At 68.1% G+C, this 21,172-nt stretch carries 19 protein-coding genes; 4 read left to right on the top strand and 15 right to left on the bottom strand.

The annotated features are described in order from the left end of the window. Positions 1-8: 8 nt before the first annotated feature. The 6 genes from VGN66_RS00765 to VGN66_RS00740 form a co-directional block, all read right to left on the bottom strand. Positions 9-722, bottom strand: coding sequence for a head GIN domain-containing protein (locus VGN66_RS00765; RefSeq protein WP_327516960.1), 714 nt, complete (start codon positions 720-722; stop codon positions 9-11). A gap of 46 nt (positions 723-768) precedes the next feature. After that, positions 769-1,497, bottom strand: a complete 729-nt coding sequence (locus VGN66_RS00760; protein WP_327516959.1) for a head GIN domain-containing protein — start codon at positions 1,495-1,497, stop codon at positions 769-771. A 113-nt stretch (positions 1,498-1,610) separates the two neighbouring features. Beyond that, positions 1,611-2,144, bottom strand: a complete 534-nt coding sequence (locus VGN66_RS00755) for a CarD family transcriptional regulator (protein WP_224921717.1) — start codon at positions 2,142-2,144, stop codon at positions 1,611-1,613. Positions 2,145-2,418: 274 nt separating this feature from the next. Further along, a complete protein-coding gene (gene fdxA / locus VGN66_RS00750) occupies positions 2,419-2,760 on the bottom strand; it encodes a ferredoxin FdxA (protein ID WP_327516958.1) in 342 nt (113 codons plus the stop codon). 106 nt (positions 2,761-2,866) lie between these two features. Beyond that, entirely contained in the window at positions 2,867-3,160 is a 294-nt protein-coding gene (locus tag VGN66_RS00745) for a S4 domain-containing protein (protein WP_327516957.1), read from the bottom strand. Then, complete coding sequence (locus VGN66_RS00740; protein WP_327516956.1) at positions 3,153-5,639, bottom strand: helicase-related protein; 2,487 nt, start codon at positions 5,637-5,639, stop codon at positions 3,153-3,155. Before VGN66_RS00740 ends, VGN66_RS00745 begins: the two co-directional genes overlap by 8 nt. A gap of 254 nt (positions 5,640-5,893) precedes the next feature. On the opposite strand from VGN66_RS00740, the gene VGN66_RS00735 reads away from it, so the two are divergent. Beyond that, positions 5,894-7,375 carry a M23 family metallopeptidase gene (locus VGN66_RS00735; RefSeq protein ID WP_327516955.1) on the top strand — a complete coding sequence of 494 codons (1,482 nt, stop codon included), beginning with the start codon at positions 5,894-5,896 and terminating at the stop codon, positions 7,373-7,375. Further along, on the top strand, positions 7,372-8,055 hold the full coding sequence (locus VGN66_RS00730) for a LamG-like jellyroll fold domain-containing protein (RefSeq protein WP_327516954.1): 684 nt from the start codon (positions 7,372-7,374) through the stop codon (positions 8,053-8,055). Before VGN66_RS00735 ends, VGN66_RS00730 begins: the two co-directional genes overlap by 4 nt. An 81-nt stretch (positions 8,056-8,136) precedes the next feature. Here the strand turns inward: VGN66_RS00730 and VGN66_RS00725 are convergent, their stop codons facing one another. From VGN66_RS00725 to rpoZ, 6 genes are all read right to left on the bottom strand, one after another. Further along, complete coding sequence (locus VGN66_RS00725; protein ID WP_414713163.1) at positions 8,137-9,810, bottom strand: ATP-binding protein; 1,674 nt, start codon at positions 9,808-9,810, stop codon at positions 8,137-8,139. 192 nt (positions 9,811-10,002) lie between these two features. Then, positions 10,003-10,770, bottom strand: coding sequence for a TIGR02186 family protein (locus VGN66_RS00720; RefSeq protein ID WP_327516953.1), 768 nt, complete (start codon positions 10,768-10,770; stop codon positions 10,003-10,005). Further along, positions 10,767-11,681, bottom strand: coding sequence for a sulfite exporter TauE/SafE family protein (locus tag VGN66_RS00715; RefSeq protein WP_224923007.1), 915 nt, complete (start codon positions 11,679-11,681; stop codon positions 10,767-10,769). Before VGN66_RS00715 ends, VGN66_RS00720 begins: the two co-directional genes overlap by 4 nt. A 49-nt stretch (positions 11,682-11,730) precedes the next feature. After that, the gene (locus VGN66_RS00710) at positions 11,731-12,744 is read right to left on the bottom strand and encodes a hypothetical protein (protein ID WP_327516952.1); all 1,014 of its coding nucleotides are present in this window, start codon (positions 12,742-12,744) and stop codon (positions 11,731-11,733) included. Continuing rightward, the gene (locus VGN66_RS00705; protein ID WP_327516951.1) at positions 12,741-14,141 is read right to left on the bottom strand and encodes a glycosyl transferase family protein; all 1,401 of its coding nucleotides are present in this window, start codon (positions 14,139-14,141) and stop codon (positions 12,741-12,743) included. Before VGN66_RS00705 ends, VGN66_RS00710 begins: the two co-directional genes overlap by 4 nt. A gap of 143 nt (positions 14,142-14,284) precedes the next feature. After that, complete coding sequence (gene rpoZ / locus VGN66_RS00700; protein WP_224923005.1) at positions 14,285-14,629, bottom strand: DNA-directed RNA polymerase subunit omega; 345 nt, start codon at positions 14,627-14,629, stop codon at positions 14,285-14,287. Between the two features lie 128 nt (positions 14,630-14,757). Here rpoZ and VGN66_RS00695 point away from each other — a divergent pair, with 128 nt between their 5' ends. After that, the gene (locus VGN66_RS00695) at positions 14,758-15,978 is read left to right on the top strand and encodes a phosphatidylserine/phosphatidylglycerophosphate/cardiolipin synthase family protein (protein ID WP_327516950.1); all 1,221 of its coding nucleotides are present in this window, start codon (positions 14,758-14,760) and stop codon (positions 15,976-15,978) included. A 42-nt stretch (positions 15,979-16,020) separates the two neighbouring features. Here VGN66_RS00695 and VGN66_RS00690 read toward each other — a convergent pair whose 3' ends face one another. Then, a complete protein-coding gene (locus VGN66_RS00690; RefSeq protein ID WP_327516949.1) occupies positions 16,021-16,332 on the bottom strand; it encodes a hypothetical protein in 312 nt (103 codons plus the stop codon). A 228-nt stretch (positions 16,333-16,560) separates the two neighbouring features. On the opposite strand from VGN66_RS00690, the gene VGN66_RS00685 reads away from it, so the two are divergent. Continuing rightward, positions 16,561-18,138 carry a cisplatin damage response ATP-dependent DNA ligase gene (locus tag VGN66_RS00685; protein WP_327516948.1) on the top strand — a complete coding sequence of 526 codons (1,578 nt, stop codon included), beginning with the start codon at positions 16,561-16,563 and terminating at the stop codon, positions 18,136-18,138. A 97-nt stretch (positions 18,139-18,235) separates the two neighbouring features. On the opposite strand, the gene VGN66_RS00680 is transcribed toward VGN66_RS00685, so the two are convergent. Both VGN66_RS00680 and VGN66_RS00675 read right to left on the bottom strand, forming a co-directional pair. Beyond that, positions 18,236-20,290 (bottom strand): NAD(+) synthase, encoded by a 2,055-nt coding sequence (locus VGN66_RS00680; protein WP_327516947.1) that lies wholly within the window; start codon positions 20,288-20,290, stop codon positions 18,236-18,238. Between the two features lie 36 nt (positions 20,291-20,326). Further along, positions 20,327-21,040, bottom strand: coding sequence for a murein L,D-transpeptidase catalytic domain family protein (locus VGN66_RS00675; RefSeq protein ID WP_327516946.1), 714 nt, complete (start codon positions 21,038-21,040; stop codon positions 20,327-20,329). Between the last annotated feature and the right edge of the window lie 132 nt (positions 21,041-21,172).

Below are 21,172 nucleotides of genomic sequence, written 5' to 3'. Positions count from 1 at the left end.
GGAGAGTTTTACTTCCGCCGTTCGGTTTTGCCGGTGCAGCTGGCCGGGCCGGGGCCGGAGATGATGCAAGCCGCGTTGCCGGTGACGCGCACCGATCCGGTGCCAAGCGACGCGATCTGCGCGGTGTAGCGGGCGGTGAAGCGGCTGTCCCCGGCGCTCTGTGCCTGAACAATGAGGTCGTTGACGGTCATTCCCGTCGCATCGATCGACCCGGCACCATAGCTGCCGAAGCGCGCGGTGCGGGTCGTGCCGCCCTTGATCCGTACCGCGCCGGTGCCGGTCAGCGTGACCGCGAGCTGGTCGGTTTCGAGCCGGGCGATGTTGAGCGACCCCGCGCCGTTGACGCCCAGATCGATCCGCTGCCCCGCGATCCGGTCGACCTCTACCGATCCGCCGCCATTGATGTTGACGCCGCGCAGGCCGCGTGCGCCGACCGTGATCGTCAGCGGGCTGCTCTGCTCGCTCCACCCCTCGAACGTCTGGTTGCGCGGGCCGATGACCAGCTGGCCACCCATGTTGCGGACGCTGACCCGGTCGAGCGCGCGGCGGTCGCCGGTGATCACTGCCTTGGGCGGCTGGCCATCGATCACCTTGACCAGGAACGGGCCGTCGATACGCAGCCGTTCAAAGCCAGTGAGCATGACGGTGTTGCTCTCCGCCGCCTGCGGAACGGGTGCCGCGCCAACAGCGAGAAGCGGGGCGAGGATCAGAAGGCTGCGCATGCGACGGGCATCGCACCGATTGCCCGCCCCGCGCAAGTGACGTCCCTCAGCTACAGCGCGCGTCGCCCGAGCCCATCTTGCTGACCGAGCATTTCGCGCCGCCGGTCAGCTCGACATCGCCCGATCCGACCAGCGAGATGTCGGCCGCGCCGCTGACCTGCGCGCGGACATTGCCGGAGCCAGCGATCGAGATGTCGGCGGTGCTCGCCTTGAGCCCCGCAGCCCCGACATTGCCCGATCCGGCGATCGACACGTCGAGCATGCTCGCGGTGCCGCCGCCGACCGTGATGTCGCCCGATCCGGCGATCGACAGATCAGCCTTGCCGCCGGCGAGGCTGGCGAGGGTCATATTGCCCGAGCCCGCAACCGCGCCCGAGAAATCGCCCTTCGCCGCGTCGATCGTCATGTCGCCCGACCCGGCGATATCGGCGCCGGCGAGCGCGGGGAGGGTGACGATGATCTTCGCACCCTTGTCGCCGCCCCAGCTCCACTCACCATCCTTGCGCCCGATGCGCAGCGTGTCGCCGTCCTTGCGGATTTCGAGCCGGTCGAGCAGCGCGCTGTCGCCCTCTGCTGTCACCGAGAAGGCGCCGGTGCGGACCTCGACATCGTCGGCACCGCGCAGCGACACGCCGGTGAAGTCCGCGACCTGGAAGCTGCGCGTGGCGCCCTGTCCGCTCGGCTGGACGACATCGCCGCTCATGCCGCCGGCGAAGTTGCAGGCGGTCAGCGAAAGCGCGGCGGTGGCGACAAGGGCGATGCGGAAGCGGGTCATCGGCTCTCTCCTATGTGTATTGCTGGTATAATACACGTTATGCGCTGCGAGTGCAACGAAAAAGGGCGGCCCCGCAGGACCGCCCTTGTCGTCATGGAATCGGCGTTGCGCGATCAGGCGCTCGCCTTCTCCTTGTTGTAGATCGCGGCCGAGGCGCGCAGGATCTCAAGCAGCTTTTCCAGCGCAGCCTTTTCGTCGATCTGTTCCATCGCGGCGAGCTCACGCGCGAGGCGCGAGGCGGCGGCTTCGAAGATCTGGCGTTCGGAATAGCTCTGCTCGGGCTGGTCGTCGGCGCGGAACAGGTCGCGGACCACTTCGGCGATCGACACCAGGTCGCCCGAATTGATCTTCGCTTCATATTCCTGGGCGCGGCGCGACCACATGGTGCGCTTGACCTTGGGCTTGCCCTTGAGCGTGTCGAGCGCCTCACGCAGCGTCTTGTCGCTCGACAGCTTGCGCATGCCGACGCTTTCCGCCTTGTTGGTCGGAACGCGCAGGGTCATTTTCTCTTTTTCGAAGCGGAGCACGTACAGCTCAAGCTGCATGCCCGCGATTTCCTGTTTCTGGAGCTCAATCACACGGCCCACGCCGTGCTTGGGGTATACGACATAATCGCCGACATCGAAGGACAGCGCCTTGGCAGCCATGTGCGGGAAGCCTTTCTTATGAACTCGCGCCCCTAAGGGATTGCGTCACAGGCCCGGTGCAGTTACCGGGCGGGTGAAGCCGGGTCGGGGCAAATCAAACACGGTCTCCAGTACCGAAACGCGATTCCTCGCGTCCGATGCGGTATTTAACACAGATGCAATAAAATTACCACACTGGAATCGCGCGCGTCCGGAGTGGGCGCGCGACGTGATGCCGCGTGGAATGCAACGCTAGTGTTTCAGCCGGTCAGGCAACCGGCCGAAGCGGCTATCCTCAGTCTCCCGCGCCGGGCTCGGGCGAGAAATACTTCTCGTACTTGCCCTCTTCGCCCTTGTGCGCGTCGGCGTCTTCCGGGGTCTGTCCGGCATTGCGCGTGACGTTGGGCCATTGCGCGGAGAAGGTGTTGTTGAGCTCGAGCCACTGCTCCAGCCCGCTCTCGGTGTCGGGCAAAATCGCCTCGGCCGGGCATTCGGGTTCGCACACGCCGCAATCGATGCATTCGCTCGGGTTGATGACGAGCATATTCTCGCCCTCATAGAAGCAGTCGACCGGGCACACCTCGACGCAGTCCATATATTTGCAGCGGATGCAGGCGTCGGTGACGACATAGGTCATGGCAGGTTCGGCCCCTCATGCGCCCCAGGCGGGCGGTGATCTATCGCCTTCTGCTATGCCCGGCGGTTTGCAACGTCAATCTAGACGCGCTTTCTGCGAGACATTCTCAATCTTTGTCGGATGGGGCGCCGGGAGTCAGCTCGGTGTAGCAGCCCTGTGCCTCGGCGGGCGGGCCGCGGCGATGGGGCAGTGCATCGATGCGCACCACGCGCACCTTTCCACCATGCGCCACAAAGGCGAGGATGTTGCCGGGGCGCACCGGGAGATGCGCGCGCTCGACCCGACGGCCATCGATCCGCAAATGGCCGGATTCGGCGAGCGCGCGGGCGAAGTTGCGCGAGGCGGACAGGCGCGACCACCACAGGAAGCGGTCGAGCCGCATGGCGGCGGGGTCAGTCATCGGTCAGCGCGACCAGCTTGGCAAAGGCATGGCCCATCGAGGTATCGCGCGGCGGCGGCTTGGGCTTGGCGAGCGGGGTCAGCCCCTTCCACACCCAGCGCTGCGGCTGGCCATCACGCCCGCGCAGCCCCTGAAAGCCAAGCTGCGCCATCAGCCGGGCGAGCGTGTCGGGGGTGAGGCCCATCGAGGTGGCGAGCGCGGGATCGGGGGTGAAGGGGGTGCGGCCCTTTCGCGAATCATGCGCGGCGCGGGCGATGCGTTCGGCAAGGTCGATGCGCACCGCCTGTTGCCCGAGCGGGCGATAGCCGTGCTCGAGCGAGGCGCCGGGCGCGGTGCGATGGAGGACGCTCGCTCCCTCGGTCGCGCCATCGCCAAGGTTCAGCAGCGCGCGGCGCGCGGCGGCGGCGCGCGGTTTGAGCAGGCCCGGCATGAACAGGTCGAGCGTGCCGATGACGATCCCGGCTTTGCGCAGCCGCTTGCGGTCATCGGGATCGAGCGCCTCGACCAGCGCCCCGGCGGCGCGGCGCGGCATCAGCCCGCCGGCCTGGACGAGCAGCCCGGCGAGCGCGCGCACACGGCTGCCCGCGGCGGCATCGCGGCTGAGCGCGTCGAGCGTGGCGAGGTCGGGCAGGTCGGCGACGATGCGCGCGTCGAGCCAGGCGGCGATGCGTGCCAGCGCTGCATTGCGCTCGCGCGGGTTGAGCACGTCGAGCGTGCGGCAGAGCCGGATTGCGGGGCGCAGCGGATTGGCGGTGACGTCGAGATGCGCGACGCGTGACCCCTGCCAGTGCACCTCCGCGCCGACCCGCGACAGCGCGTCATCGGGCGCAGCGGCGAGGGCGGCGGCGCGGCGGCGCAGTTCGGGGGCGAGGCCCTTTTCGGCGGCGGCGAGCAGCATGCGCTTGTCGGCGGCGCGCGCATCGGGGGACACTTCGAAATGAAAGCCGCGCAATTGGCCGAGCGGATGGTCCTCGACCGTCACCTCGCCTTCGGCCCCGATCACGACCGGAAGGTGCGAGGCATCGGCGCCGATCTGGCGCAGCAGCACCGTGGTGCGCTTGTCGACGAAGCGCTGGGTCAGGCTGGCGTGGAGCGCGTCGGACAATTTCTCCTCGAGCGCGCGGGTGCGGTCGGCCCAGTGCGCGGGATCGTCGAGCCAGTCGGCGCGGTGCGCGATATAGGCCCAGCTGCGCGCGGCGGCGATGCGCCCGGCGATGCTTTCGACATCGCCATCGATGCGGTCGAGCCGGGCGATCTCGTCGGCGAACCAAATGTGCGGGATGTGGCCGCGCGCTTCGCTCAGATGCCGGAACACGCGCGACACGAAGCGGGTGTGCGGATCGAGCCCGAGCTTGCGGAAATCGGGCAGGCCGCACGCCGCCCAGAGCCGCGCGACCGCGCGGGGCGAGCGGACGCGGTCGCGCACCCAATCCTCGGCCGCGAGCCGCTTGAGCACCATCAGGTCGGTCGCTTCGGGCGCGGCGCGCAGCATCATATGGTCGGGCTTGCGCTCGAGGCTGGCGATCAGCGCGTCGATGCTGGTGAGGTCGGGTTCGCCCTCGCGCCAGTAGAGATGCTCGAGCGGGGGGACGCGGTGCCCCTCGATCGCGGCGATCTCTTCGGGCGTGAATGCTCCGGGGCCTTCCTCGACCAATGCGCCGAAGGTGCCGTCGCGCTGGTGGCGCCCGGCGCGTCCGGCGATCTGCGCCATTTCGGCGACGGTCAGGCGGCGCTGGCGGCGGCCGTCGAATTTGTTGAGGCTGGCAAAGGCGACGTGATGCACGTCGAGGTTGAGGCCCATGCCGATCGCGTCGGTGGCGACCAGATAATCGACCTCGCCCGCCTGGAACATCGCGACCTGGGCGTTGCGGGTGCGGGGGGACAGCGCGCCCATCACGACCGCGGCGCCACCGCGCAGGCGCCGCAGCGCTTCGGCTACCGCGTACACCTCCTCGGCGCTGAACGCGACGATGGCGGAGCGTTTGGGCAGGCGCGAGAGCTTCTTCGCGCCGGCATAGCTGAGCGTGGAGAAGCGCGGGCGGGTGACGATCTCGGCTTCGGGGACGAGCTTGCGCAGTACTGGGCGCAGGCTGTCCGACCCCAGGATCATCGTTTCGTCGCGGCCGCGCGCACGCAGGATGCGGTCGGTGAAGACATGGCCGCGCTCGGGGTCGGCACCAAGTTGCCCTTCGTCGAGCGCGACGAACGACACCTCGCGGTCGAGCGGCATGCTCTCCGCTGTGCACAGGAACCAGCGTGCGCCGGGGGGAACGATGCGCTCCTCGCCAGTGACCAAAGCCACTTCCTTCGGCCCCTTGATCGCGACGAGCCGGTCATAGACTTCGCGCGCCAGCAGCCGCAGCGGGAAGCCGATGATGCCGCTCGAATGCGCCGCCATCCGCTCGATCGCGAGATGCGTCTTGCCGGTGTTGGTGGGGCCGAGCACCGCAGTGACCGGGCTGTTCGAGGAACGCGTCATCGCCTGACAAGATTGCCCCGACGCGACCGCTGCGCAAGGCGCAGCGCGCGGGTTCCCCTCGCGTTTTCGGTTAATAACACGCCCCGTCCTCACCCCGGCACGATTCGCCGCAAGAACAGTGCGCCCGCGACCTGCTTAATTTGACTTTAGCATATACTGTCCACAACCGTTCGGGCCGAGGCCGGGGGAACGGCGGTTCGTTCAAACGATTGTGGTGGGGGCAGCGCGCCTTGTTTCTGCGCAGCGATCATGGATTGGAACAAGCGGGCGGCGCGGCGGCGCTGTCGTTCGGGCGTGGCGTCGATGTGCGCACGCCGGGCATGATCGAGCGTTTCCGCGAAAAATACCCTGATTTCGAGCTGATCCCGGATCTGGGGTCGCGCATCGGCAGCCGCGAATGGTTTCGCGGCGCGGCGACCTGTGCCGGGCTGTGCGCGTTCGTCTATCTGCTGTCGCCGGGGTTTGAGCGTCCTATTTTCGGTAGCGTCCCGTCGGCGCAGGCGGCGAGCGCCGATCTGATGCGCGCCCAGTCGATCGCGCCGCTCGACAAGGGCGGCGTCACCGGCACGCGGCTTGCCGCCAACCGGCTGGTGTCCAGCCTGTCCGATACGCCTGAACGCCCGATCATTCAGCACAGCGTGACGCTGGGTTCGGGTAGCGGGCTGCAGGCGGCGCTGGCGCGTGCGGGTGTCGCCCGGAACGAGGCCGCGACCGCCGCCGACCTGATCGGCGGCGCGATGGCGCTGGGCGATCTGAAGTCGGGCACCCAGCTTGACCTGACGCTCGGTCGCCGGGTCGACAAATCGGCACCCCGCCCGCTGGAGAAGCTGGCGTTTCGCGCGCGCTTCGACCTCAGCCTCGAGCTGGTCCGCACGCCCACCGGCCTTGCGCTCAACGAAATTCCGATCGCGGTCGATCACACCCCGCTGCGTATTCGCGGACGGGTGGGGGAGAGCCTGTACCGCTCGGCACGCGCCGCCGGTGCGCCGTCGCGCGCGGTCGAGGCGTATATCCGTTCGATCGCCACCCGCATGCCGATCGGCCGGGTCGGGTCGGATGCGGAGTTTGATATCATCGTTGAACAGGCCCGCGCCGCGACCGGTGAAGTGCAGCTGGGCAATTTGCTGTACGCGGGCCTCAATGGCGGCGGGTCGGGCAAGGTGCAGCTGCTGCGCTGGGAAGAGGACGGCAAGGTCAGCTGGTATGACGGCGCCGGCAAGGGCGAGCGCAAGGGCACGATGGCGATGCCGGCTTCGGGTCGGATCAGCTCGGGCTTTGGCCTGCGCCGCCATCCGGTGCTGCGCTTTACCCGGATGCACAAGGGGCTCGACATTGCGGCGGGCCATGGCGCGCCGATCCGCGCCGCCAATGACGGCGTGGTTGCGTTCGCCGGGCGCAATGGCGGCTATGGCAATTTCGTGCGGCTGAACCATAGCGGCGGCATGGGCACCGGCTATGGCCATATGAGCCGGATCGCGGTGCGCGGCGGCCAGCGGGTCAGCCGGGGTCAGGTGATCGGCTATGTTGGATCGACCGGCATCTCGACCGGGCCGCACCTGCATTACGAACTCTATCGCAACGGCGTCGCGATCAACCCGCGTTCGGTGTCCTTCTCGGTCGTCCAGCAATTGGGCGGCAACGACCTGCGCGCGTTCAAGTCGAAGCTGTCGCAGCTGCTCGCTGTGCCGGTCGGCGGCACGCGGGGCAAGCCCGCCAAGACCGACGACGCGGAGTGATTGCGCGCCGTACGCTGATCGCGGCGGCGGCCATCGCCGGGGTTGCGCCTGCACTTGCGAAACCGCGTGCCGAGATCTGGAAATTCGACTCGCTCAAGCGCATCGGCGGGCTGACGCCGCGCATCGAGGGGGCGCCCAAGCTGATCGACAGCCCATTGGGCAAGGCGGTGCTGTTCGACGGGGTGCGCGACCGGCTGTTGATCCCGCGCCATCCGCTTGCGGGCACGCCGCGCTTTACGTTCGAGGCGCTGTTCCGGCCCGATGGCGGGGCGTTCGAACAGCGCTGGTTCCACCTTGAAAGCGGCGACGGTTCCGCATCGACCGCGAAGGACGGGCAGCGGATGCTGTTCGAAATCCGTACCGAGGGGGTTGAATGGTGGCTCGACACCTTCCTGCTCGGCCCCGGTTATCGCGCGCCGCTGATTGACGCCGCCAAGCGCTGGCCGGTCGGGCGCTGGCACCATGTTGCGCAAAGCTATGACGGGCGGGTCTATCGCGCCTTCGTCAACGGGGTGGAACAGGCGCGGGCCGAGCTCGCCTTTGTTCCCCAGGCGCCGGGTGGGGCGTCGGTGGGGATGCGGATGAATGCGGTGAACCCGTTCAACGGTGCGGTGCGCGCGGCGGCGTTTACGCGCGGGGTGGCGCTGGAGCCGCGCGACTACGTCCTCAAGCTCTCCTAACCTCCGTTTGCCCTGAGCCTGTCGAAGGGCCGAAGCGCTACGCTTCGTGCTTCGACAAGCTCAGCACAAACGGAGGTTGGATTACCGCCCCTGCGCGCGCCAGCGGCGGATGGTGCGGTCGAGGATCTGGTCCTCGCCGCCGATGTGCCGCCACAGTTCGGAGAAGAGCGGGTCGCCCGAGGCGGGACGCTTGTTCTCCTCCAGCGCGTCGAACGCGACGCGGACCGGGGTGGCGACGCCTTCGCCGACCATGATGCATTCGCGGTTGCGCAGCGCGGGGATGGCGTCGAGGAAGCCGCGTGCACCTTCGGGCATCGCCGCGCGCACGAACGCCTGATCGCGGTCGTTGTTGAGGCGCATCGAAATGATCGTGCCGCATTGCGACAGCACGCCCTCGGCGAGGTCCGACGGGCGCTGGGTGATCAGACCGAGCGAGACGCCGTACTTGCGGCCTTCCTTGGCGATGCGACTGAGGATGCGGCCGACCGACGATCCATCGGCATTGCGCTCGTTGGGGACGTAGCGGTGCGCCTCTTCGCACACCAGCAGGATCGGGCGCTGTGCTTCGCCGCGCGACCAGATCGCGTAATCGAACACCATGCGGCTGAGCACCGCGACGACGACGCTGGTGATCTCGCTCGGTACGCCCGACACGTCGATGATCGAGATTGGCTTGCCGTCGCCGGGCAGGCGGAAGATGCGCGAAATGAAGCTCGCCATCGTGTCCGACACCAGCATACCGCTGAACATGAAGGTGTAGCGCGGGTCGGCCTTGATCTCGTCGATCTTGCCCTTGAGGCGCAGATAGGGGGCGGTGTCGGTCGCCTTGTCCATCTTGCCCATTTCGAGCTGGAGGATCTGCGTGAGGTCCGAGAGGAGGTACGGGATCGGCGCATCGACGGTCAGCTTGCCGAATTCGGCGGCGAGCCGGTTCTTCTGCTTCGCCATCAGGATGCAGCGCGCGAGGATATCGGCGTCGACCTGACGGTCCGACCCCTCGGTGGTCAGGAACACCTCGCAATGTTCCTCGAAGTTCATCAGCCAGTACGGCATGGCGAGGTTCGACACGTCGAACAGCGCGCCATTGGTCTTGAACGCCGCCGAATATTCGCCGTGCGGGTCGATCATCACGATATGGCCCTGCGGCGCAAGCTCGCAGATGCGGTGCAGGATCAGCGCGGCGGCGGTCGACTTGCCGGTACCGGTCGATCCGAGCAGCGCGAAATGCTTGCCCAGCATCGCATCGATATAGAGCGCGGCGCGGATGTCCTTGGTCGGATAGACGTTGCCGACCTCGATATGCGCGCGGTCGTCGGCGGCGTAGATCTGCTTCAAGTCGGCGGTCGAGACCGGGAACACCGGGGTGCCGGGGACCGGGTAGCGGGTGACGCCGCGCCGGAAGCTGTAGAGCTTGCCGGTGAGCTTTTCCTCATCACCCTCGCCCAGGAAGTCGACCTGCGCGATCACGGCACTGCTGCGCTGGTCGAGACGCAGTGCGCGGACATTGGCGATCAGCCAGCTGTTGCCCGAACGCAGCTTGATCTGGCTGCCCACCGTGCCTGCGCCCGCGACCGCCGGATCGGCGCTGGTGGCGAGCGTTTCGAGCGCGGCCATGTCGAACACGACCTCACTCGATGCGCCGCCGATCGCCGACACCGCGCCGATGCCGTGCGCGGTTGCCGCGCCGGAGAGATCGCTGGCCTCGGAGGCCGGACGGATACGGTCGAATCGCTGGCCGCCCATGTCTTCACTCATCACGCGGTGTTGCTCCCCCTGCAAAACAGGGTGTTTCTACTGAGTGTGGGTAAAGAAGTGGTTGGTGCGCCAGTTTTGTGTTCAGCTGCGCTGAATCGGCACCGGCCCGCTCCCCCACCCGGCCACCCAACGACAGTGTATTCTATGGGTGGCCGGGTGGGGGAGCGGGCCGGTGCCGCACCAATCAAAAGCTCAGAATCTTCGCCAGATTGCGCCAGCGGCCCAGCCAAAGCCGATCGAGAGCAGCACCGCGGCGATGCCGTAGAGAATCGCGTGATGTTCGGCGGCACGTGCGACCCAGCGTTCGAACCCCGATTTGCGGATGTCGATCTCCCGCACCGCCGCCGCCAGCACGCGGCCGTCGCGGATCAGAAAGGTTTCGGCTGTGAAGCGCCCGACCGGCACGCGTGCGGGAATCTGGATGCGGCCGCGATAGAGGACATTGTCGGTGATCTCGACCGTGCCGGGTGCCTCATAATACAGGCCTGCGCGGCGCTTGAGGTCGACCAGGCCCGCGTCGAAGCGCGACTGGACCGCGGGCGTGTCGCCCGATGCGGGGGAGAGCTGGAGGCTGTCGAGCCCGAGTTCGTAGATGGCGCGGGTGCGCGCGTCGACGATGCGCTTGATCGGGCGCGACGAGGCGATCGCGTAGAACGACGGGGCCGAGCGGTAGCGGGTGCGGTCGGCATTGACCCAGATGCCGGCGACGCGCTGCTTTTCGCGCACCAGCACCGATTCGGTCGGCCCCTTGACCACCACCACGATGTCGGTGGGCGGATCGCCGGGGCGCGGCGCGGTGTTGCCCGGCTGAACGATCGCGCCGAACAGCAGTAGTTCGGCGCCGGTGAAGGAATAGATGATCTCGATCTCGCGCTGCGACACGTCGGGGACCAGGATCGGCTTGGCCTGACCCAGCAGCAGCGGCGCAGCGAGCGCGAGGAGGAGCGCGGAAAACCTCATCCCAGCTCGACCGAATAGATTTCATCGGGCTGCCAGGCGAGGCCGAGCACCATGCGCAGCGCGACGAGCAGCACCATCACGCCAAGCGCGAGGCGCAGATATTCAGGCCGCGCGCGGGCGGCGAAGCGCGCGCCGAGCTGTGCGCCCACCACCGATCCCAGCAACAGCAGCGCGGCGAGCACGATATCGACCGCCTTGGTCGTCACCGAATGCACCATCGTTGCCGCCGCGCTGACGAACAGGATCTGGAATAGCGACGTGCCGACCACGACCTGCGCCGGCATGCCGAGCAAATAGAGCATGGCGGGGATCAGGATGAAGCCGCCGCCGACGCCGAGCAGCATCGTCAGAATGCCGGTGGCAAAGCCGAGCAGCAGCGGTGCGAGCGGCGAGATGTAGAGGCCCGAGCGGTAGAAGCGCCAGCGCAGCGGCAGTGCGGCGACCATCGGATGATGCCGCCGCCGCCGCGCCCGCGTCGTCGCACCGGTCCGCGCCGACCGGATCGCGCCGAGCGATTCGGACAGCATCAGCCAGCCGATCGATCCGAGCATCACGACATAGAGCAAAGCGATTACCGTATCGATCTGCCCGCTCGCCTGGAGCAGGCGGAACAGCAACGCCCCCGCGCCCGATCCGAGCACGCCGCCGGCGATCAGCACATAGGCCATGTGCACATCGACGCCGTTGCGGCGGAAATGCGCGAACACGCCCGATACGCTCGCACCGGTCACCTGGCTCGCCGCCGATGCCGCCGCGACGGTGGGCGGGATGCCATAGACGATCAGCAGCGGCGTGGTCAGGAAGCCGCCGCCGACCCCGAACATCCCCGACAACAGCCCGACGCCCAGCCCCAGCAACACGATGACGAGCGCGTTGACCGAAAGACTGGCGATGGGGAGGTAAAGGTCCATGCGGGTTCCTGCCTAGCCGCTCGCGCGTTCAGGCGGAAGGCGAAGCGGGTCAGAAATCCGCGCCGAGCGTCAGCGCCGGCCCCGATCCGGGGCGCGCGTCGCCCGCGACCCGCTCGCGCCAGTCGATGGCGATGCGCAACGATTGCCCCGACACGGGCAAGGTGGTCACGGCGGTCGGGCCGAGATCGACACGCGCCGCCTCGCGCTGCGCTGCGCCCCACGCGCCCGCGCCGAGTGCCAGCCGCGCCTCACCCATCGCGGCGACGGGACGCGTGACCCGCAATGCGCCGTCGGCGAACGGCTCGATCCGTGCGCGTTTGACCGCGCCGGCCTGGCCATAGCCTTCAAGTTCGAAGGCGAAGGGCAGGTCGATGCCGGTAACCCCACCGACGACCGCGACCGCAGGACCGGACTTGCCGCCGTCGAGCGCAATGCGCTGTTCGGCGAGGAAGCGCATCGGCGCGCGCCACGGACGCCATTCGATCCCTAGCGCCAACTCGCGTCCGGTGCCGGTCAGTGGCGCGCTCGCCCGCGCATAGAGGGCCAGCCGCCCGCGCCGGTCGAGCGTGCGCGCGACGCGCAGCCCGGCCTGATCGCCGCCCAGCATCGTCCCGCCCGTGCCCGCGCCCCGGCGGGTGGCGAACCATGCGCTTGCCTGCCAGCGGTCGGGCGCGGCGCGGGGCGCGAGCATGGCGGGCGGGGCGGGGATGCGCGGCAGCTGCTCGACGCTGCCCACGCTGGCCTGTTCGGGGCCGAAGGTGACGAGGTTGAGCAGCGCGAGGCTCGCCTGCGGCTGCAAACCGTCGGCGACAGGGAGGGACGCGATGGGGACTGCAACCGCCGACCGCGCCGCGCCGCGTGGTTCGACCTGCGCTATAGGCAAGACCGCCCGCCGGGGCGCCGGCGCAGCCTCGGCGGCGCGGAGCGGCATCGCGGCCTCGATCGCTTCGGGCAGGGTGGCGCCTTCGGGCCACAGCAGCACGACCCGCATCGCCGCCCACCCGACCGCGACGGTCGCGACAAAGCGGAGCGGGCGCCCGCGCGGGTGGGTCGCGTCGGTCACGCGGCGTCCTCACGCGATTCGGGGAAATGATGGGCGGTCTTGTCCCAACGCGCTGCGGCGCCGCGGAGCGTGGGCCAGTAGATGACGATCGCGCGCCGCGCGGCGAACAGCGCGACATAGTTCGCAACCAGAACCCGCGGCACGGCGAGCGCGGCCTGAACCGGGCCGTGTGCCGCACCGGTGAACGCCACCCGCATCGCCACCCGCCAGCCGAGCAGCAGCGCGTTGCAGCCGAGCAGCTGCGCCATCGGCCCTTCGATCGCTGGCATCGGCGCACCGGTCAGCCGGTGGCCGACCAGCGACGCGCCCCAGGCGAGCAAACCGAGATAGGCGATGGCGAGCACGGGAATCGCCAGCGTCGCGCGTCGGTCGCGCATCCGCATCCAATGTTCGCCGATCGATCCGCCGCGCTGCCACCCGACCCGGTCCCATCCGGCGAGCGCGATACCGGTCAGCCAGCGCGCCTTTTGCCGTACCGCTGCGGGCAGGCTGGCCGGGAAATAGGCGCGGACCGCGACCAACGCCCCGGAAGCATCGCGCGCGCGGACGAAGCGGGTGCGCCCCCCCAGCGCGGCGACGGTGAGGCCCAGCTCATAATCCTCGGTCAGGCTGGCGGCGTCGAACGGTTGACCGCCACGGCTGTCGGCGATGCGGCCGAGCATCTCGCGGCGGATCGCGCAGCCGACTCCGGCAAACGGAATCGCCGCACCGAGCGCTTCGCGCACGATCAGGTTCTTGCCGTGGCTTTCGGCGAACTCATCGAGATAATGCCCGGCGACCAGCGGCGAGCGCGCGTCGGCCAGCGGCTGGACCGGCAATTGCACCGCATCATGGTCGCTGAGCCAGGCCGCGAACACCGCGAGTTCGAGTGGGTGGACCAGATCCTCGGCATCGTGCAGCACCACCGCCGCGCACGGCTCACCCGCCGCTTCATCGCGCAGCAGTGCGCGCCACAAGGCATTGAGGCAATCGGCCTTGGTCGTCGGCCCCGGCACCGGCCCGACCACCAGCCGCACGCGCGGGTCGGTCGCTGCCACCGCTGCCACCGCCGTGATCGTCGCCGGATCATTGGGGTAGGTGCCGACATAGATGCGGTAATCGGCGTCGCCATAGCGGGCGAGAGTCGCGCGCAGCATCGGCGCGATCACCGCGGCCTCGTCCCATGCCGGAATGAACAGCGCCATCGGCATGGGCGAGGCGGTGAGGCTGCGCGGAAGGTCGCGGCACAACCAGCTGCGGAGGCGTGCGATGCCATAAGCCAGATCGACCAGCAGGTCGTCGATGCCGCCGATCAGGAAGCCGATCGCCGCGAACAGCATCGCTTCACGCGCAATACCGTCGATGACGAACAGGATCGTCGCGCTCGCTTCCAACCCGACTCCCCCCGATTCGGACACGACACTGTCCGATTCGGATCATCGCCAATCAAGCGTAAACTCAGATGCTTGAGCCAAAGTGGAGCAATGACGCGCGCTGAAACGCGAAAAGGCCGCCGCCCGGTGGGGCAGCGGCCTTTTGTCAGACAGCAATAACGCCGGCTTTAGCCGTCGTAATCGGCGCCCAGATTCTGGTTGCGCGGCGGCGCAGCGGCGGTGAGGCGCAGCGCCTCGGCCGATGCGGCGAGGCTGCCGACGTCATCGGGCGCTTCCTCGTCGTCGATCTGCACGCGCTGCAGGCTGCCGACCAGCGATTCTTCGAGATTGTCCGGACGGACGGTTTCTTCTGCGATCTCGCGCAGGGCGACGACCGGATTCTTGTCGCGGTCGCGATCGATGGTCAGCTCCGCACCGCCGGAAATCTGGCGCGCGCGCTGAGCCGCGAGCAACACGAGATCGAAACGGTTGGAGACCTTGTCGACGCAATCCTCGACAGTGACGCGCGCCATGGAACGCTTCCTTTGGGCAGGGATACAGGAAAGGGGGCCAACTAGGCCAAGCGTGGCGGCGAGTCAAGGAAATCGCCCATCGCGCGCGGGACTGGCGCGGCGGGGACAAAGCGTGCAATCCCGGCGCGATGGAGCTGGCCACCGATCCACCGCCCCGGTTCGCCGCGGGCCTGCCCCCCGAACCGCCGCCGCAGCCGGTCTTCGCCATCGCGGGCAATCGCCTGCGATTGCTCGATACCGGCCCGCGTCGGCTCGACGCGCTGCTGGGATTGATCGCCGGCGCGCGCCGCTCGCTGCGGCTGCTCTACTATATCTACACCGATGATGCGGTGGGCGCGCGGGTGCGCGACGCGATGATCGCGGCGGTCGAGCGCGGGGTCGAGGTGACGCTGATCGTCGATGGCCTGGGCAGCGACCCGGCCTATGATGGCGACTTCTTTGCGCCGCTGCGTGAGGCGGGCGGGCGCATCTGTTTCTTCGAGCCGCGGCTGGGTCGGCGCTATCTGTTGCGCAACCATCAGAAGATCGCACTGGCCGATGGCGAGGGCGACGACGCGCGGATCATCATCGGCGGCTTCAACATCCAGGACGATTATTTCGGCGCGCCGGGCAGCGACGCGTGGCGCGATCTGGGGCTGGTGCTTGAGGGGCCGGCGGCGGCGCGGATGACCGGCTATTTCGACGCGCTATGGCGCTGGGCGAAGCGGCCGCGCGCGCCGATGCGCACGCTGCGCCGCGCGCTGGCGCAATGGAGCGAGCCGGAGGGGGAGCTGCGCTGGCTGCTCGGCGGGCCGACGCGGCGGCTGTCGCCCTGGGCGCGCGCGGTGCGCCGCGACCTGAAGGGTGCGCGCACGATCGATATTCTTGCCGCCTATTTCTTCCCGAGCCCCGCAATGCTGCTGCGCCTTGGCCGGGCGGCGCGGCGCGGGGGGAAGGTGCGGGTGGTGGTGCCGTCGATCACCGACAACCACCTGACGCTACACGCCGCGCGTTTCACCTATCGCGGGCTGCTGCGGCGTGGCGTGCGGGTGTTCGAATATCTGCCGACCAAGCTGCACACGAAGCTGTTCGTGATCGACGACAAGGTGCAGATCGGGTCGGCCAATTTCGACATGCGCAGCCTGTTCCTGAACCTGGAAGTGATGCTGCGGATCGATGACGCGGCGTTCGCGGCGCATGTCCGCACCTATGTCGATGCGGAGGTCGCGCGGTCGCTGGAGGTGACGCGGGCGCTGCATCGCGAGCGCACCGGGTTCTGGACGCGGATGATGCAGGCTGCGGTCTATTTTGTGGTCGGCGTGCTCGACTATCGCGTGACGCGGTCGCTCAACATCACGCGGGAGGATTGAGGATCGGGAAAATCCTCCCCCTTGCGGGGGAGGGTCAAACGATCACTTCACCTCGGCGAGGTCCTTCTCGACCTTGGCGAGGACTTCGGGGGTCAGCTTGTCGGCGGCATAGGTCTTGAGCTGGTTGAGGCTCATCGTCTTGAACATCTCATAGCTCTCATGCGTCGAAACGCCGGGCAGCGCGGTGTCGAACGCCGCCTTTGCCGCCGGATCGGCGACGATGTCCTGAATCGGCGTGTCGAGGTTGAACTTGGCAGCAGCGGCAGCTGGCGCGGTCGCCGGGGCCGTCTGCGCGAACGAAGCGGGCGCGAGCGGCAGGGCCGACACGGCGACGGCAAGCAACAGGGTCTTCATCGAAACATTCCCTCCCACGGCGCGCGCGAATCGCGGGCCGACGTCTTGTTATACGTGTTTTCAGCTTCGCTGAAGCGGCACCGGCCCGCTCCCCCACCCGGCCACCCATTTACGATACTTTGTGGGTGGCCGGGTGGGGGAGCGGGCCGGTGCCGCGCACCAGTCAAGAACGCCGCGAGAGGGAACGGGCTGGCGGAACCGTTGGCGCGACGCCATGTTGAGCGTGCCATGCGCGCCTTCGCCGACCTTCTCGACCGGCTGATCTACACGCGGTCGCGCAATGCGAAGCTGCGGCTGATCGGCGCGTGGCTGCGTGAGACGCCCGATCCCGATCGCGGCTGGGGGTTGGCGGCACTCACCGGCACGCTCGACCTGCCTGCGGTCAAGCCGGCGACGATCCGCGCGCTGGTGGGCGAGCGGGTCGATCCGGTGCTGTTTCAGCTGAGCCGTGATTTCGTGGGCGATACCGCCGAAACGGTGGCGCTGATCTGGCCCGAGCCAGCCGTGCCGCCGCCCGAGTCCGCGCCGCTGACGCTGGGCGCGGTGGTCGATCGGCTGGCCAGCCTGACGCGCTCCGATGCGCCTGCTGCGTTGGGCGCGATGCTCGACCGGCTGGCGGCGGACGAGCGCTATGCGCTGCTCAAGCTCGCCACCGGCGGCCTGCGCGTCGGGGTGTCGGCGCGGCTGGCCAAGACTGCGTTCGCCGAAGCGTTCGGGGTCGATGTCGATGCGGTGGAGGAAGTGTGGCACGGGCTGATGCCGCCCTATGCGCCGCTGTTCGATTGGGGCGAGGGGCGCGGCCCGCAGCCGACCACGACGGATGTGCCGGTGTTCCGCCCGTTCATGCTCGCCCACCCGCTGGAGGAAACGCAGGTCGACCTGAAGGACTATGCCGCCGAGTGGAAATGGGACGGCATCCGCGTCCAGATCGTCCATGTCGCGGGCGAGACGCGGCTCTACAGCCGGGCCGGGGACGACATTACCGCGAGCTTTCCCGACGTCGCATCGGCGTTCGCCACGCCGGGCGTGCTTGATGGCGAATTGCTCGTGCGTGGCGAAGCGCAAGGGGGCGAGGCGGGGAGCTTCAACGCCTTGCAACAGCGGCTGGGGCGCAAGGTCGTGTCGGCCAAGACGCTGGCGGAGTTTCCGGCGTTCGTGCGGCTCTACGACCTGTTGTTCGATGGCCTTGAGGATCTGCGCGAACTGCCCTGGCATGTGCGCCGCACCCGGCTGGAGGCGTTCGCCGCGCCGCTCGACCCGGAGCGGTTCGATGTCTCCGCGCTGATCGCGGCGGAGGATTTCGCCGCGCTGGAGGAACTGCGCGCGGGTGCGCGTGACGCGGCGATCGAGGGGGTGATGCTCAAGCGGCGCGACGCACCCTATGTCGCTGGGCGACGCGTCGGGCTGTGGTATAAATGGAAGCGCGACCCGCTGAACGCCGATTGCGTGCTGATGTACGCGCAGCGCGGGAGCGGGAAGCGCTCATCCTTCTATTCCGATTTCACCTTCGGCGCGTGGACCGAGGCGGGCGAGCTGCTGCCGGTGGGCAAGGCCTATTTCGGGTTTACGGACGAAGAGCTGAAATGGCTCGACCGCTTTGTGCGCAACCATACCACCGCGCGGTTCGGGCCGGTGCGCGAGGTCGAGAAGACGCTGGTGCTGGAGGTCGCGTTCGATTCGATCCATGCGTCCAAGCGGCACAAATCCGGCCTCGCGATGCGCTTCCCGCGGATTTCGCGGATACGGACCGACAAGCCTGCGCACGAGGCGGATACGATCGCCGGGCTGGAGCGGCTGGCGACCTAACCCTTCGTCGTCCCGGGCATGACCCGGGACAGGGCTTTTTCTGAAACGTCGCGAAGGCAGCCCGGCCCCGGGTCAGGCCCGGGGCGACGAGGAAAGTTTATCCCTTCGGCACGTTCGCCTCAAGCTCGTCCAGCCACGGCCCCGCCACGCCGTCCGACGGCGCGCGCCAGTCGCCGCGCGGGGACAGCGCGCCGCCCGCCGACACTTTCGGGCCATTGGGGATCGCGCTGCGCTTGAACTGGCTCTGCGCGAAGAAGCGGATCAGGAATTTCTCCAGCCAGTGGCGGATCGTGGCGAGGTCATAGGCGACGCGCTGATGCGGCGGCACGCCCAGCGGCCATTCGCCCGCTTCGGCATCGCGCCACGCATGCCACGCCAGAAACGCGATCTTCGACGGCGCAAGCCCGTGGCGCACGACATAGTGCACGAAGAAATCGTTCAGCGCATACGGCCCGATCTTCGCCTCGGTGCTCTGCATCGCGCCGCTGGCATCGGCGGGGACCAGTTCGGGCGAGATTTCCTGCGCCAGGATCGCCTCGAGCACCGCATCGGTGTCGCCATCGAACTGGTTGGTGGCGACGCACCAGCGGATCAGGAACTGGATCAGCGTCTTGGGCACGCCGGCGTTGACGGCATAATGCGACATATGGTCGCCAACGCCATAGGTGCACCAGCCGAGCGCCAGTTCGCTCAGATCGCCGGTCCCGACGACGAACCCGCCGCGCTGGTTGGCCAGGCGGAACAGATAGTCGGTGCGCAGCCCCGCCTGAACATTCTCGAACGTCACGTCATAGACCGGCTCGCCATCGGCATAGGGGTGGCCCATGTCGGTCAGCATCTGGCGCGCGGTGGGTCGGATATCGAGTTCTTCGGCGGTGATGCCCAGCGCCTTCATCAGCGCCCAGGCATTGGCCTTGCTCCCCTCACCGGTGGCGAAACCCGGCATGGTGAAGCCGAGAATGTCGCTGCGCGGCCGCCCGAGCCGGTCCATCGCCTTGGCCGCGACGATCAGCGCATGGGTCGAATCGAGCCCGCCCGAAATGCCGATGACCAGCTTGGTCAGGCCGGTGGAGGTGATCCGCTTGCGCAGCCCCTCGACCTGGATGTTGAAGGCTTCGTAGCAATCCTCGTCGAGCTTTTCGGGCGTGTCGGGGACGAACGGGAAGCGCGCGACGGCGCGGTGCAGTCCGATATCGGCCATGGCTGGCTGGTGGTCGAACGCGATGCGGCGAAAGCGCTGTTCGGGGTGGCCGGCGGCGGCGGCAGTGTCGTTGAACGTGCCAAAGCGCATCCGCTCCTGCCGCAACCGCGCGACGTCGATGTCGGCGGTGATCAGTTCGTCCTCAAGGTCGAACCGGCCCGACTGCACGAGCAACTCGCCCAGCTCATGGATCAGGCTCTGCCCGTCCCAGGCGAGGTCGGTGGTGCTTTCTCCCGGCCCCGATGCAGAGAAGATATAGGCCGATGCCGTGCGGCTGGATTGCGCCGCGCACAGCATCGCCCGCTCGCGCGCCTTGCCGATAACGATGTTGCTGGCCGACAGGTTGCACAGGATCGTCGCCCCGGCGAGCGCACCGAAGGTGGACGGGGGCAGCGGCCCCCAGAAATCCTCGCAAATCTCGGCATGGAACACGAAATCGGGCAGGTCGCTGGCGGCGAAGATCAGGTCGGTGCCGAACGGGGCATCCTGCCCGGCGACCTGCATCGTCCCCGACAGGCCGATGCCGGAGGCAAACCAGCGCTTCTCATAATATTCGCGGTAATTTGGGAAATAGCTTTTGGGCACGACGCCCAGCACCCGCCCGCGCGCGATCACCACCGCGCAATTATACAACCGCCCGTTGCGCTCCAGCGCCGCACCGACGAGCAGCACGGGCTTGAGCTTCGCGCTTGCCGCGACCAGATCGGTCAGCCCCTGCGCCGTCGCGCGCAGCACCGCATCCTGCAGATGCAGGTCGTCGATCGCATAGCCGGTGATGCCGAGTTCGGGAAAAACCAGCAGGTCCGCGCCCGCCGCATCGCCCTGTTTCGCCATTGCGATATGCGACGCGGTGTTGGCGGCGATATCGCCTGCGCTCGCGCTCGGGGTACAGGCACCGACGCGCACGAACCCATGCGCGTGGATCGAGAGGAACCGCTGTTTGTCCTTCATGGATCGCTGGTAGCGCAGCCCAGCGCTCCGCGCCACTTACACCTTGGTGGCGTAGATCATCCGGCCTTCGCCGAGCATCGCGAACAGCGTGTCGAGGTCGCGCTCGCCCACCGCGAAACAGCCCTGGCTGCGGCCGAGCTTGCCGTGCTTGGCGATCATGTCGGGGTTCGAATACCAGGCGCCATGGATCACGATCGCGCGGTCGAGTGCATTATAGTTGGTCGGGTCGAGCCCGATCAGCCGCTGTGACAGCTGGTGCTTGCCGACATAATAGTTGGCGGCGAGGAACGCGCCTTCGCTAGTCGCTTCGGAATTCACTTCGTTGGAGAAGCGCTGGAGCATGCCGGTATGGTCCGGGTCGGAGCCGATGCCGTGCGACACCAGCATCTGCCGCGTCGCGCCGCCCTGCAGATCGACGAAGTGGAAGCGCAGCCGCGACGATGGGAGCGAGAAATCGGCGATCGCGATCCGGTCCTGCTGGCGGATTCGGCTCGAATGGCGCTGGAGCGCGGCGACCGCGCGTTCGAACAGCTCCGGGCGGATGCCGCGCGGGGCGCTGGCGACGCTGCGCGGTGCGGCGGGAAGCGGCGTGGCGACCGGTGGCGGCGGGACCGGCAGCGGTGCGGCGGGCAGTGCCGCCGTGGTCACGCTGCGCGCGGCGCAACCGGCGAGCAGCCCCGTGCCGGCGATCATGCCGGCGGTCTTCAGAAAAGCACGGCGCGAAGCCGCAGCGTCGATCATCTTGGTCATGCGTCCTCTGTGCCCCCACAAACTCCGCCCATCGGACAGCGACTATAGCAAAGGTTGCGGCTGATTCGTCCTAAGGGAGTCCACAGTTCCGCGTCGGTTCGCCGCAATGGTGAACCGCCCTGTCGAGACCCG

Origin of the sequence: Sphingomonas sp. (assembly GCF_035998645.1) — a bacterium.
Lineage (GTDB): Bacteria > Pseudomonadota > Alphaproteobacteria > Sphingomonadales > Sphingomonadaceae > Sphingomonas.
Note: the sequence above shows the minus strand (reverse complement) of the source record. Positions and strands in the feature narration are given on the sequence as shown.

Coding starts and splice junctions, on each gene's coding strand:
- VGN66_RS00725 (WP_414713163.1), bottom strand. CDS start 9,810: ATGAGTGAAGACATGGGCGGCCAGCGATTCGACCGTATCCGTCCGGCC.
- VGN66_RS00745 (WP_327516957.1), bottom strand. CDS start 3,160: ATGACTGACCCCGCCGCCATGCGGCTCGACCGCTTCCTGTGGTGGTCG.
- VGN66_RS00755 (WP_224921717.1), bottom strand. CDS start 2,144: ATGGCTGCCAAGGCGCTGTCCTTCGATGTCGGCGATTATGTCGTATAC.
- rpoZ (WP_224923005.1), bottom strand. CDS start 14,629: ATGGCGCGCGTCACTGTCGAGGATTGCGTCGACAAGGTCTCCAACCGT.
- VGN66_RS00740 (WP_327516956.1), bottom strand. CDS start 5,639: ATGACGCGTTCCTCGAACAGCCCGGTCACTGCGGTGCTCGGCCCCACC.
- VGN66_RS00715 (WP_224923007.1), bottom strand. CDS start 11,681: ATGGACCTTTACCTCCCCATCGCCAGTCTTTCGGTCAACGCGCTCGTC.
- VGN66_RS00765 (WP_327516960.1), bottom strand. CDS start 722: ATGCGCAGCCTTCTGATCCTCGCCCCGCTTCTCGCTGTTGGCGCGGCA.
- fdxA (WP_327516958.1), bottom strand. CDS start 2,760: ATGACCTATGTCGTCACCGACGCCTGCATCCGCTGCAAATATATGGAC.
- VGN66_RS00695 (WP_327516950.1), top strand. CDS start 14,758: ATGGAGCTGGCCACCGATCCACCGCCCCGGTTCGCCGCGGGCCTGCCC.
- VGN66_RS00675 (WP_327516946.1), bottom strand. CDS start 21,040: ATGACCAAGATGATCGACGCTGCGGCTTCGCGCCGTGCTTTTCTGAAG.
- VGN66_RS00720 (WP_327516953.1), bottom strand. CDS start 10,770: ATGAGGTTTTCCGCGCTCCTCCTCGCGCTCGCTGCGCCGCTGCTGCTG.
- VGN66_RS00690 (WP_327516949.1), bottom strand. CDS start 16,332: ATGAAGACCCTGTTGCTTGCCGTCGCCGTGTCGGCCCTGCCGCTCGCG.
- VGN66_RS00760 (WP_327516959.1), bottom strand. CDS start 1,497: ATGACCCGCTTCCGCATCGCCCTTGTCGCCACCGCCGCGCTTTCGCTG.
- VGN66_RS00680 (WP_327516947.1), bottom strand. CDS start 20,290: ATGAAGGACAAACAGCGGTTCCTCTCGATCCACGCGCATGGGTTCGTG.
- VGN66_RS00685 (WP_327516948.1), top strand. CDS start 16,561: ATGCGCGCCTTCGCCGACCTTCTCGACCGGCTGATCTACACGCGGTCG.